Raw genomic sequence first — 12908 nt, 5'->3', positions numbered from 1 at the left:
CTAAAAAATATACTGACATTAAATAGAAATAAAGATTAAATTCAGTGCCTGATGATATACGGAGATGTAATAAACTATTCACATTTGTATTTGTCTTCAATGTTTGTCCCTCCTTTTTCATTCTAGAGCTTGTGAAAGTATTGAAAGAAAAATCTCAGGCGCTGAATTTTACTTTAATAAGCAAGTAAATCAAAAGAAGTATAACGCTCTGTTTGTTTATTTAGTTCACTATCCCGAAATTTCTACACTTTTACGTTTTTTGTTAAAAATAAGAGATATATAACCATCGTAATTTTATTTATTTATAAAAAAAGTATTTCCTTTGCGTAAAATAATGGAATACAAAACATTTTATATAATTACAGTCTAATGAGAAACCGTTTAATTGCATTTTTCACATTCTCAGCACTTTTGGGGACTACTTTTACCTATGCACAAAGTAATCAGGGAAAGAACCAAGAGCAACAGCGCTATTTTGATATAAATAAGAACATCGAAATATTCAACAGTGTAGTCCGCGAGATGGATATGTTCTATGTCGATAGCCTCGACATCAATAAAACAATACGCACAGGCATAGACAATATGCTAGGCACGCTTGATCCTTATACAGAATACTACAATGAGGATGACATGAAAGAGTTTAGCACCCAAATAACAGGTGAATATGCCGGAGTTGGAGCTATCGTATCTTTCAAGGATGGACGAGTTACTATTATAGAACCATACGGTGATAAGCCGGCCGCAAAAGCCGGATTGAAAGCGGGAGACGTAATCTTGGAGATAGACGGAAAAGATATGACGACCTGCGACTCTGTACCCGAAGAGGTGTTTGGGCGCACATTGAGCAGTTTTGTAAGCAATAATCTAAAAGGGCAACCGGGAACAACAATAGAAGTAAAGGTAGAACGCAAAGGCGAGAAAAAACCTTTAACACTGAAGGTTGTACGCGAGAAAGTTGTTATGGATCCTATTACATACTATGGTATGGTAACCCCTACTATAGGATATATAAGTTTTAGCACCTTTACCGACAAAAGTGCTGCTGAAGTAAAAAACGCTTTCTTGGAGCTAAAGAAACAGGGCGCTAAATCCCTTATATTCGATGTACGCCAAAATGGTGGAGGAATCATGGAAGAAGCGGTTCAGATTGTAAATATGTTTGTGCCAAAAGGAAAGGTTGTGCTATCTACCAAAGGAAAACTAAAACAGACCGATAGGACATACCGCACCACACTGGAACCAATAGATACTGAGATACCAATCATCGTTTTAACGAATAGAGGCTCTGCTTCTGCTGCCGAAATCGTAGCCGGATCGTTACAAGATATGGATAGAGCTGTACTTCTTGGAGAACGCACATTCGGGAAAGGATTGGTACAAGTAACTCGTGAAGTACCTTATGGAGGTGGAATAAAAGTAACGTCTTCTAAGTACTACATCCCCAGTGGCAGATGTGTGCAAGCAATAGATTATTCCCACAGAAATGCTGATGGTAGCGTGGGACGTATACCGGATAGCCTCACTACTGTATTTTACACTCAGGCAGGACGTCAGGTAAGAGACGGCGGAGGTGTTACTCCCGATATTGTAATGAATGAACCTAAAACCCCAAATATCACCTATTACCTCGAAAATCAATACATCGTTTTCGATTGGGTTACAGATTGGGTAGTAAGACATAAATCGATCGAATCGCCTGAAAAATTTTCTATATCTGACGAAGACTATGAGGACTTTAAGAAGTTCGTTAAATCCAAAGATTTTCAATACGATCGCATGAGCGAAAAATCAATGGCTTCACTAAAAGAGGTGATGGAGTTTGAAGGCTATATGAAATATGCCAATGACGAGTTTAAGGCTTTGGAAGCAAAACTTATCCCGAACCTTGATCGGGACTTGGAAACTTTCAAAGAAGATATAATGAAACAGATAAACTCAGCCATCGTTAAACGTTATTATTATCAGCGTGGGGAGAAACTTTATTCTCTTAAACATGATGCTGACGTAGATAAAGCAATAGAAGTTCTCGGGGATACAGAATTGTACAAAAAGACATTGTCTGCTCCCGAAAAAATAGCAGAAACTGCGAAGTAAGAAAATTAATTTATAGAGGTAAGTAATTATTTCGTATCTTTGTGGATATCTAATTACTTACCTTTTTATTTATACATATATTACATTTACAAATGGAGTATAACACTCAGTTAAAAAAACTTACTCTTCCTGAATATGGAAGGAATATACAAAATATGGTCGACTATTGTCTTGCAATACCTGACCGAAACGAACGCAAACGCTGTGCAGATACTATAATAAACATTATGGGAAATATGTTTCCACACCTTCGTGATGTAAACGATTTCAAGCACATCTTATGGGATCACTTGGCTATTATGTCCGACTTTAAGCTGGATATAGATTATCCTTACGAGGTAGTTAAGAAAGAGGACTTGAATACTAAGCCTGGAAAAATAGAATATAGTCGTCCCGACATGCAATACCGCCATTATGGTAAAACATTGGAAAAGATGGCAAAGATGGCTATATCGATAGAAGATCCCAAAGAAAAAGAACAATTTATTTTGCTGGTTGCCACACATATGAAAAAATCATATATACAGTGGAACAAAGATGTTGAAGATCACAAAATATTCCTTGACCTTTATGATTTATCGGGTCATAAGATCGATATCAGGAACTCAAACATCAAACTTCCTGAAATGAAGGATCTAGGTCAGAGAAATACACCCAACAACAATGGTGGTGGGAAAAAAAGCAACCAACAAAAGAAAAAATAAACATGCCTGAGCTATGATAAAAGATAGCGAAGTATTTAAAATAGGTAAACTTATCAAACCTCATGGAATAAAAGGTGAGATAAGTTTTGCTTTTGAGAACGATATATTCGACCGGGTCGATTGCCCATACTTGATATGCCGTATAGACGGCATCTTTGTCCCTTTCTTTGTGGACGAATATAGGTTCAAAGGAAGTGAAACGGCTTTAATTACATTTGAGGGTGTCGACAGCGAAGATAAAGCAATGCAAATGTCGGGATTGGAAGTGTTTTTCCCCCGCAAATACTTTGAAGAAGAATCGGATGATGATATAGACTATTCGTGGAACTTCTTTATTGGATTTTCGGTAGTGGACAAAGTTGCCGGCAATTTAGGTACGATTGAAGAAATAGACGACAAAACGATTAACACACTATTCCTCGTGAAGAACGACGATGAAGATCTGATAATACCCGCAACAGAGGACTTTGTCGAAAAAATTGATGCTAAAAAAAGAATATTATATCTAAATCTACCCGAAGGGTTGGTATAGGCATACAATTTTTCAATAAATTTTATCATATATAGTATAAAGTCTGCTGCACAAAGCTGTAGTAGAAAAGTGACATCAGAAACAACGTAAAAACTGTTACTTTTGTCACCTTTTACAAATAACAACCTATATATAAATCATTTAACAAAACACTCAAAATCATTTTAAGGCACTACAAGCACAAAAAGAAAAGATAGCAAGCAATTTAACGCCTATTTTCTATTTTATCTATCATTTTACCTGAAATAAAATTTTAACTTTGTTTTTTTGATATTCTTCTAATGAAAGAGCGTATTACTGTAAAAATAGGAAGTCAGATATTAACCCGAAAAGACGGGACATTAGATGTCACACGTATGTCTGCACTGGTAGACCAAATTGCAGAGCTGCACAAAAGTGGCGTAGAGGTTATTCTTGTATCATCGGGTGCTGTAGCATCAGGTAAATCGGAGATTAAAGTCAAGTCTAAGTTAGACACGATTTCTGCGCGTCAGCTATATTCATCCATCGGACAGGTAAGGTTGATAAACCGTTACTCAGATTTGTTTCATCAACAGAATATTACCTGCGGACAGATATTGGCTACGAAAGAAGATTTTTCAACCAGACGACATTATCTTAATCAACGAAATTGCATGTCTGTGATGTTGGAAAATAAAGTCATACCGATAGTCAACGAGAACGATGCCATTTCTGTTACCGGACTTATGTTTACAGACAATGATGAGATGTCGGGACTGGTAGCCACAATGATGGGCTGCGAAAAACTAATTATACTGAGCAATATCGACGGTATATATAATGGCAATCCGTCCGACCCTAAATCGGAGATATTTAAAAAGATAGATATTACAAAAGATAATATAGAAGACTGTATACAATCTTCGAAGTCATCTACCGGACGTGGCGGGATGACTACCAAATATAATATTGCACGCAAAGCTGCAGAAGAAGGAATTGAAGTAATAATAGCCAACGGGCGTAGAGACAATATACTTGTAGATCTTATAAAAGGGAAAGATGTGATTTCCACGCACTTTATCCCCTCTACAAAGAAAACAACAAGTATAAAAAAATGGATTGCTCACTCCGAAGGGTTTACCAAAGGAGAAATATACGTCAACCAAAATGCTAAAGAGGTACTTTTGGGAGACAAGGCTGTCAGCTTACTTCCTGTTGGTGTAACCAAAATTATTGGTAACTTCGAGGCTGACGATGTAGTGCGCATCATGGATGAAAAAGGGAAATTGATTGGCATTGGAAAAACGGCATATAGCAGCGAAAAAGCCAAAGAAGTAATAGGGAAAAATAATAAAAAAGCAATAATTCATTACGACTATTTATATATTGAAAAATAAAAATGGACGATTATCACCAGAATACGTTCCAGTTAGTTGCAGAGGCTAGTAAAAGCCTTAACTTATTGGAAGAAAAAGAAATAAACGCAATACTGGAAGCTATTGCAAAAGAGACCGAATCGAAAATGTATTACATTCTTGCAGAGAATCAGAAGGATTTGCAAAGAATGGATACAAGTAATCCAAAATACGACCGCTTGCTGCTCAATGAGCAACGGATAATGGATATTGTGAAAGATATCCGCAATGTAGCATCACTCCCCTCCCCTGTAGGAAAAGCACTAATGCAGAAAACACTGCCCAACGGACTAAACCTATCAAAGGTGACTGTGCCTTTCGGAGTGATAGGTATCATATACGAGGCACGTCCGAATGTCAGTTTCGACGTATTCTCGCTTTGTCTCAAATCTGGAAATGCCTGCATACTAAAAGGCGGCTCTGACGCTCGTTTTTCGAATGAAGCCATAATTGATTTGATAAGAAACGTATTGGACGCAAATGGAATCAATCCGAATGTCTGTACACTATTGCCTAACGACAGGACTGCAACTGAAGCATTAATGAATGCACGCAACTATGTAGACCTTATTATACCTCGTGGTGGGCAAGAGCTGATAAACTATGTTCGTGAAAATTCTCGAATTCCTGTGATAGAAACAGGTGCAGGTGTTTGTCATACATATTTCCATAAAGATGGAGATATCAAGAAAGGGAAGGATATTATTACCAATGCTAAAATCAGAAAAGTGAGTGTCTGCAATTCCCTCGATTGCCTTGTTATAGATAGAGAAAGACTCGATGACTTACACTATCTGTGCGAAGAACTTGACAAGAAAGACGTTATTATCTATGCCGACAAACATGCATACGAAGCACTGTTCTCATACTACTCGTACGACCAATTAAAGAAGGCTGACGAAAAAAGTTTCGGCACAGAGTTTCTCGACTATAAGATGTCTATCAAAACAGTGACAGATATAGAAGAAGCAATAAGCCATATATCCAAATATAGCTCGAAACATAGCGAAGCTATCATCAGTGAGGATGCTGAAGCGATCAAGCTTTTTGAAAAAATGGTAGATGCAGCTTGTGTGTATTCCAATGCATCTACGGCATTTACCGATGGAGCGCAATTCGGACTGGGAGCCGAAATAGGTATCAGCACCCAAAAGATGCATGCCCGAGGGCCTATGGCATTAGAGGAGCTATGCACCTATAAATGGCTGATAAATGGTAATGGACAAACCAGGTCGTAAGAGAGATTAGGCCTTGATTGATACTGATAATGGAAAGAAACGTTACACTCGATTATTTCAAGGTATTTCTAAGTATATTGGTAATAACAATACACATAGGACCATTATCAGCCACATACCCTTTGCTCAACTGGCTAATATCGCAAGGTATCGCGCGGATTGCAGTACCTTGTTTCTTTGTTATAAACGGATATTACCTTGCAAAAAAAATTGATAATCCGAAAGCCTTAAAAAAGTATATCCGACATCTACTGATAATATATGCCGTATGGTCGGCTTTTTACATATTATTGAATATGGATCAGCCTCCCATTACAGTCTCGCTCTTCCTCGAATATATCACTTTAGGCATCTTACATTTATGGTATGTAATCGCTCTGGTCTATGGAACTCTCTTGCTATATATCGCAAAGAAATTTATAAAGAATGATACTGTTCTTCTAGTCTTGGCGATTCTCATTTTCTCAATTGGTGTCTTCTGCGAACCATTGAGAGATGGGAATATACACATCGTAAGAAATGGCTTTTTTGTAGGTTTCCCTTTTATTTTTTTAGGATATTACATTTATAAACATAACTTAATACTAAAATCCGGTAGTATCACCTTGGCGGCTCTCATTGCATTAAGCCTTATCACATCATGTATTGAATCTTCATATGCCAAAGATATGTGCTTTGTACGAGATACCTACCTGTCACTCATTGTTTGTTGTCCTGCTATAATAATATTTGTATTTAAACATTCGAGCTATAGAATGCCTAATACATATCTTACTTATTTAAGTTCATTAGGCTCTGCAATATATTTTATTCATTACTTTGTCATCATTAAGCTATGGGGTATAAGCATGCCTTATACAATCATCCGTTTCGGAGTTATTTTATTTTTATCAATTATTTTATCCGTTTTTATCATATACATAAACAAGCGGATAAAAATATTTCTATAACAGTTAAATTCTTGTCATGAAGAAAAAGAAGAAAACAGCAGGTAAAATATCTATAAAGGACTATATAAAAGCTGTAAAAAAAGCAGACCGGGAAGATGAATTATCTCAATCGCCGGGGTGGCGACGTACAACAAATGTGCATAAGAGCAAAAAGGTATACGACAGAAAAAGGGAAAAAAGAGATATATCCAAAGAATAAGATTTAACTTTGTACCTTTAATTTGAATACAATAACAAACAACATAATGAAAACTTATACCAATGTAAAAGACTTGGGCGACCTAAATGCTGCAATAAAGGAAGCTCTGGAAATAAAGAAAAATCGTTTTGCTTATAAGAAGCTTGGAGAAAACAAGACCTTGCTAATGGTGTTCTTCAACTCAAGCTTACGCACACGCCTCAGCACACAAAAAGCCGGAATGAATCTGAGTATGAACACGATGGTACTTGACATCAACCAAGGAGCGTGGAAGCTGGAAACAGAACGAGGAGTGATTATGGATGGTGATAAGTCTGAACATATATTAGAGGCAATTCCTGTTATGGGAAGCTATTGTGATATTATTGGTGTGCGTGCTTTTGCGCAGTTCGAGAATAAAGAAGATGATTATCAAGAAAAGATTCTCAATCAGTTTATAAAATATTCGGGAAAACCTGTCTTCAGTATGGAAGCTGCTACAGGTCATCCACTACAAGCATTTGCCGACCTAATTACAATCGAAGAATATAAGAAAACAGCTCGTCCGAAGGTCGTTTTAACATGGGCTCCACACCCGAAAGCATTGCCACAGGCAGTACCTAACTCTTTCGCCGATTTTATGAATGAGGCGGATGTTGATTTTGTTATCACTCACCCTGAAGGCTATGAGTTGGACTCTAAATTTGTGCGTGGTGCTAAAGTCGAATACGATCAGGATAAGGCGCTGGCCGGAGCAGACTTTGTGTATGCTAAAAACTGGGCTGCGTATACCGATCCGAATTATGGAAAGATACTAAGCAAAGATATGTCGTGGACAGTAACCAGTGAGAAAATGGCACTTACTAACAATGCTTATTTTATGCATTGCCTACCTGTACGCCGTAATATGATTGTAAGTGATGATGTTATAGAAAGCCCTCAATCTATTGTTATTCAAGAGGCGGCGAACCGTGAGATATCAGCACAGACCGTTATAAAAAGAATGCTTGAGAGCTTGTAATAGAACAAATTTATTATAAGAAAAATATAAGGAAGTGTTTTCAATTAAATGAATAACACTTCTTTATATTTTTAATGCCTGCAGATTAGTAATGATGAATCACATTACCTTCGTTTATCTGAATATTTTTCTTTTGAAAATACTCGGAAGGAATCATTCCTGTTAGTTGTCTGAAATTACGTAAAGCGGTGCTACGCGAACGAAATCCGACAAAAAAGAAAGCTTCTTGATAATTAACATATTGGCCCGATTCTATTTGTTGCAAGAAATCCTCAATGCGCAGCTTATTAATATAGTGTGTATAGCTTTCATAGCCATTTTCGCGCATAACTTGCGCCAGAGTTGTACGGTTAGTAAAAAGTTCTGAGGCTAACATATTGAGAGACAAATAAGGATCTCGCCATGCATATTTTTTCTTCATATATGCATCTAATCTATCAATCAAGATCGTATTTTTTTGCTCAGGACATGAGGATGACTGCGCATCTTCTACCGTAGCGTCTTCAGACTGTATATTTTTTTCTTCAGCATTTTTCTCAAGAACTGATTTTCCGATGAGACGATCGAACAGCTCCATGTAAACAATATAGAGGCTACACCCGACACTAATATAATAGTACGAAATATTCATTATAGGGTGATTAAATATCAAGATGAGAACATATGCCAGAATATTTATAAAAAGTGTAATCGAGTATTTCTTCAACCAAATATAATCGGTGTTATTGTAGCGTCTTGTACGATGAACAAAAAAGACAAACAACCCGGGGAGAAATATCAATAACGCAAGTAAAAGGCGAAACCAAACCTCAAATCGATGAGCATCGGGCAACATCTCCAGAAGCGTATTATATGGAGTATAGTGCATACCTGTGCGGGAGGTAATAAGATAAACACCCAGCAAAAACAGCCAAAGAGAATATAGCTTTATTATCCGCCAAAAATTTAAACAGCCGGGAGCAATAACCTCTATAGGATACATAATGTAAGATACAACCATAAAGTTTGCCACCAACAATAATTTTGCAGAAACCACAAAATCGGGAACGACCCCGTTGCAAAGCGCAATAAAACGTGGAATATAATTAAAAACAGAGAAAAAGACTATGACCGCAAGAATTACACGAGAACGTTCTCCGGTCTTACGGCGAAGAACTAACAATAGCGAGGCAAGCAAACATACAAGCGCACCAGCAAAGACTGTAGCTATATATAGATATTGCATTATGGGTAATAATTAAATGTAATAAGATAAGGATATGAATGAAGTCGCATTCATTTAACTTGTTTTTCACTTTTGAGCCAGATCTTCTTTTTACTCTAATTGTAAAAAAGAGATCTTAATAATGTAAGCAAATTTGAAATATTACAGGTCTGGTAATTTAAATAGTCTCGTCTTCAAAATACTTTTTGGACCTTTCTTCTGCAAAAGTAAGTTTTAATTTTAACTTTTCATGCCAACAAAACTAATAATTATAGGATATTGAAAGAGAAATTTCGTTAAAAACACAAAATATGTTATCGGGAATATCTTCAACTGTAATTTTCACAAAATAGCTTCCTGTAGGGAATATAGATTTAATATTATCTAAATACAGAGCTCATTAAGGAATTTTAATATTGCAAATCAGCAAAACTAAACTATAAAATTTGTAAATATAAGACAGCAGTTTTGTAAATATGAAACATCGCAAGTTTTGATATTGCATAGATTTGCATATCCAATTGTGTGTTGCTACTCCGTGTCAATAGCATATATTCGGTATACCAGCAATACGTAAATTAGAGAGAATCGATATTAGAAAACACCCGAATGAATTAAACTGCTTAAAAAAATTATCACTAATATTTATTATACGATGAAAAAAATTTATTATTTACTTTTACTTATTGCAGTAACCTTTCCCTTTAGTTTGGTTTCATGCAATAATACTGACGAAGAGATTACCTCAAATCCATTTGACAGTATCAGCAACGGGAATATCAACGGACGAAACAAGATTGTCGTTATTAGCGACTTGCATCTAGGAAATGATTTGTCTTACTCAGAAAATGTGAAACACCTCAAACGTTTAGAAGAATTCTTAACTGAAGTAAGGTCGTCAACGACTATCAAAGAACTTGTTCTTAATGGCGATATACTGGACGAATGGTATATTCCTACACGTGTAAATCCTTATGGTGGTGGTTCGCAGGCCGACTTTATAAGAAAGTCTGTAGCAGCAAATAAGAATGTTTTTGATATTTTGAACGGAATAATTAAAGATGGTAAGATAAAACTCACCTATATTCCGGGTAATCACGACATGGGATTCACGGCAGAAAATATCGATATTGCAATGCCGGGAGTGAACCAAGCTCGCGATGCAGGAGCTAAATATGGAATAGGAACTTATCATCCCGAAGGTTATCCTCAGATAGCGATAGAGCACAGCCATCGGTACGATTTCTTTAATGCGATAACACCAAATGCGAATGAGAGCGAAGCTCCGGGTGCAACTTTACCTCCGGGTTATTTCTTTGCTCGTATTGCAGCTAACTCGTTTACTGACCCCACTACTCCGGAAGCAGCAACCAAAGTTCCTGAAGTAGTACAAAATAACCCAGGTAATGCCGAACAAGAAAGTAAATTCATTTATTATAACCTGTGGAAGGAAGTAATGGAAGGACTTATTTATGTGAAGGACAATTTCAGTGACCCCATTATTGAAACAAATGTAGGTAACTACACAAAGACTTATTCGATAAACGACATTCTGCCATATAACAGCACAACTGATGGAAGTATCCAAATGAAGTTATACAATAACTTGTTTACACAAACCAATTGGAATCGTCGATTAAAATACAACAATGCTATTGTTATGACAGATATCAACGAAGCAATAGTAGGTAGTCTGAGAACAGAATTTATCGACAAGCAAGCAGATGTGCAGTATTTTAGGAATGCTCTATCTAACGTTCGTATTGTCATCTTTGGACACACTCATATCCCGATGATAAAATCCTATACTAATCTGGACAAGCAACCTTGTATATATGCAAACTCGGGAACATGGGAAGACCAAAAGACCCGAGACAAAAACGAAGTGATTGACCAAGATGCGAAAAAGATGAACTTTATAGTGATTGCTCCTGTGAAATCTGACAAAACAAAAATAGAAGTGGGATTGTACCAATATCGTTATGGAAAGCATGTCTTAAATGAGAAAAAAGAAATAGATTTATAATATCCTCGATCTTAAAGTTCTATTGTCCCGATGGCAATTTCTCTCAAAAGAAAAATGTCATCGGGACTGATATTTAATTCTTTGTAATAAATAAAGAATAGAAAGCCGCAATAAAAAATTAGGGTAAAAAAATATATAATTAATCAAAAAAGAAGTATCTTTTCGGTAAAAATAAAATAGGGTGACAAGAAGTAAAATCTAATAATATGCATTATGTACAATTCAATTAGAAAGATACTTACCTATGTCAGCTTACAAAAGCAGACAGAAGATTTTGAAGAAATACACAATTCCATAACACAAGGAATTTCTTTTAAGGGAACCAACATCTGGATATTAGTTTGTGCTATTATTATAGCATCAGTGGGGCTTAACACCAATTCAACGGCAGTAATAATAGGTGCCATGCTTATTTCTCCATTGATGGGGCCGATTAACGGAATGGGCTATAGTATCGCTATTCACGACTTTGGCCTGCTTCGCCAGTCTTTAAAAAACTTTGGATTTGCAGTATTAGCGAGTATAATAGCCTCAACTATATATTTTACGATTACACCTGTTCATACAGCCCACTCCGAATTGCTAGCTCGTACCAGCCCGACTATTTACGATGTGCTGATTGCTCTATTTGGTGGATTTGCAGGTATAATCGCAATCAGCAGTAAGCAAAAAGGAAATGTCATACCCGGCGTAGCTATTGCAACAGCCTTGATGCCTCCTCTGTGCACAGCAGGATATGGTTTGGCAACTTTTCAGTTCTCTTTCTTCTACGGAGCGTTTTATTTATTTACCATCAATACTGTCTGTATTGCTTATGCTTCGGTTTTGATTTCTCAAATGCTGAAATTTCCAATCAGAGATATCAATATAAGTGAAACTAAAAAGAAGCGTATTAATCAAGCATTATCTATCATTCTAATCATAATCATATTACCTAGCATCTATTTAGGCTATCGCATGTCTCAGAATGAGAAATTCAGGGCAAATGCAGAAAAATATACACGTTACGTTGGAATATATAAAGGAAATTACCTGCTCAACAATGAGATTAGTGCCAATAAAAAAGAAATTAATTTAGTATATGGCGGATCATCATTGACGGAAGATGATAAAAAAGCAATTATTGATCAGGCTAATTTATTCTCTTTAATTGATGCTAAAATAACAATTGAGCAAGGACTGGCTATAGATAATGACATGGCTAAAGATCGCTTAAAAGCACAATCGGAAGAAGAAAGGTTAAGACAACAAATAGCCCTTCTTAATTTGGAAGTCACTAGCTATAGACACAAAATAGATAGTGTACAGAATCAATATTTCATAGGGAAGCAATTATTATCTGAATTGGCTCCTCTATATCCCCAGATAGAGAGTTGTTCATATTCTGATGCATATATTTATCAACAAAGCGATACTTTATCTCGCGAAAAAACAGGTATATTTACGATTACATCGAAGAACACCCTTTCGAAAAATGAACAGGAAAAGATAAAGAATTGGCTAATGAAAAGATTAAATAAAAAAGAGGTCAAGGTGTATTTTGACATAGGGAGGTAGTCATTAATTATATTATTTTCTAGAT

11 protein-coding genes are annotated in these 12908 nt (G+C 36.2%); 10 read left to right on the top strand and 1 reads right to left on the bottom strand.

What is annotated here, in order from left to right:
- Positions 1-369 precede the first annotated feature (369 nt).
- From E4T88_RS09275 to E4T88_RS09240, 8 genes are all read left to right on the top strand, one after another.
- The gene (locus E4T88_RS09275) at positions 370-2097 is read left to right on the top strand and encodes a S41 family peptidase (RefSeq protein WP_135105158.1); all 1728 of its coding nucleotides are present in this window, start codon (positions 370-372) and stop codon (positions 2095-2097) included.
- A 92-nt stretch (positions 2098-2189) separates the two neighbouring features.
- Positions 2190-2801 (top strand): DUF4290 domain-containing protein, encoded by a 612-nt coding sequence (locus E4T88_RS09270; RefSeq protein ID WP_135105157.1) that lies wholly within the window; start codon positions 2190-2192, stop codon positions 2799-2801.
- Positions 2802-2814: 13 nt separating this feature from the next.
- Positions 2815-3333, top strand: coding sequence for a ribosome maturation factor RimM (rimM, locus tag E4T88_RS09265; protein ID WP_135105156.1), 519 nt, complete (start codon positions 2815-2817; stop codon positions 3331-3333).
- A 281-nt stretch (positions 3334-3614) separates the two neighbouring features.
- The gene (gene proB / locus E4T88_RS09260) at positions 3615-4691 is read left to right on the top strand and encodes a glutamate 5-kinase (protein WP_135105155.1); all 1077 of its coding nucleotides are present in this window, start codon (positions 3615-3617) and stop codon (positions 4689-4691) included.
- Positions 4692-4693: 2 nt separating this feature from the next.
- Positions 4694-5947, top strand: coding sequence for a glutamate-5-semialdehyde dehydrogenase (locus E4T88_RS09255; RefSeq protein WP_135105154.1), 1254 nt, complete (start codon positions 4694-4696; stop codon positions 5945-5947).
- A 29-nt stretch (positions 5948-5976) separates the two neighbouring features.
- A complete protein-coding gene (locus E4T88_RS09250) occupies positions 5977-6897 on the top strand; it encodes an acyltransferase (RefSeq protein WP_135105153.1) in 921 nt (306 codons plus the stop codon).
- A 16-nt stretch (positions 6898-6913) separates the two neighbouring features.
- Complete coding sequence (locus tag E4T88_RS09245) at positions 6914-7096, top strand: hypothetical protein (RefSeq protein ID WP_135105152.1); 183 nt, start codon at positions 6914-6916, stop codon at positions 7094-7096.
- A gap of 46 nt (positions 7097-7142) precedes the next feature.
- Complete coding sequence (locus E4T88_RS09240; RefSeq protein WP_135105151.1) at positions 7143-8096, top strand: N-acetylornithine carbamoyltransferase; 954 nt, start codon at positions 7143-7145, stop codon at positions 8094-8096.
- Positions 8097-8181: 85 nt separating this feature from the next.
- Here the strand turns inward: E4T88_RS09240 and E4T88_RS09235 are convergent, their stop codons facing one another.
- Complete coding sequence (locus E4T88_RS09235; protein WP_135105150.1) at positions 8182-9321, bottom strand: helix-turn-helix domain-containing protein; 1140 nt, start codon at positions 9319-9321, stop codon at positions 8182-8184.
- Positions 9322-9955: 634 nt separating this feature from the next.
- Between E4T88_RS09235 and E4T88_RS09230 the strand changes: the two genes are divergently transcribed.
- Both E4T88_RS09230 and E4T88_RS09225 read left to right on the top strand, forming a co-directional pair.
- Positions 9956-11326 (top strand): metallophosphoesterase, encoded by a 1371-nt coding sequence (locus E4T88_RS09230; protein ID WP_135105149.1) that lies wholly within the window; start codon positions 9956-9958, stop codon positions 11324-11326.
- A 213-nt stretch (positions 11327-11539) separates the two neighbouring features.
- The gene (locus E4T88_RS09225) at positions 11540-12883 is read left to right on the top strand and encodes a TIGR00341 family protein (protein WP_135105148.1); all 1344 of its coding nucleotides are present in this window, start codon (positions 11540-11542) and stop codon (positions 12881-12883) included.
- Positions 12884-12908: the final 25 nt, after the last annotated feature.

Source organism: Dysgonomonas mossii, from assembly GCF_004569505.1.
In the GTDB taxonomy this organism is placed as follows: domain Bacteria; phylum Bacteroidota; class Bacteroidia; order Bacteroidales; family Dysgonomonadaceae; genus Dysgonomonas.
Note: the sequence above shows the minus strand (reverse complement) of the source record. Positions and strands in the feature narration are given on the sequence as shown.

Excerpts from the sequence above, each read along its gene's own strand:
- E4T88_RS09235 (WP_135105150.1), bottom strand. The coding sequence starts at position 9,321 with ATGCAATATCTATATATAGCTACAGTCTTTGCTGGTGCGCTTGTATGT.
- E4T88_RS09250 (WP_135105153.1), top strand. The coding sequence starts at position 5,977 with ATGGAAAGAAACGTTACACTCGATTATTTCAAGGTATTTCTAAGTATA.
- E4T88_RS09230 (WP_135105149.1), top strand. The coding sequence starts at position 9,956 with ATGAAAAAAATTTATTATTTACTTTTACTTATTGCAGTAACCTTTCCC.
- E4T88_RS09255 (WP_135105154.1), top strand. The coding sequence starts at position 4,694 with ATGGACGATTATCACCAGAATACGTTCCAGTTAGTTGCAGAGGCTAGT.
- E4T88_RS09225 (WP_135105148.1), top strand. The coding sequence starts at position 11,540 with ATGTACAATTCAATTAGAAAGATACTTACCTATGTCAGCTTACAAAAG.
- E4T88_RS09270 (WP_135105157.1), top strand. The coding sequence starts at position 2,190 with ATGGAGTATAACACTCAGTTAAAAAAACTTACTCTTCCTGAATATGGA.
- E4T88_RS09275 (WP_135105158.1), top strand. The coding sequence starts at position 370 with ATGAGAAACCGTTTAATTGCATTTTTCACATTCTCAGCACTTTTGGGG.
- rimM (WP_135105156.1), top strand. The coding sequence starts at position 2,815 with ATGATAAAAGATAGCGAAGTATTTAAAATAGGTAAACTTATCAAACCT.
- E4T88_RS09245 (WP_135105152.1), top strand. The coding sequence starts at position 6,914 with ATGAAGAAAAAGAAGAAAACAGCAGGTAAAATATCTATAAAGGACTAT.
- proB (WP_135105155.1), top strand. The coding sequence starts at position 3,615 with ATGAAAGAGCGTATTACTGTAAAAATAGGAAGTCAGATATTAACCCGA.
- E4T88_RS09240 (WP_135105151.1), top strand. The coding sequence starts at position 7,143 with ATGAAAACTTATACCAATGTAAAAGACTTGGGCGACCTAAATGCTGCA.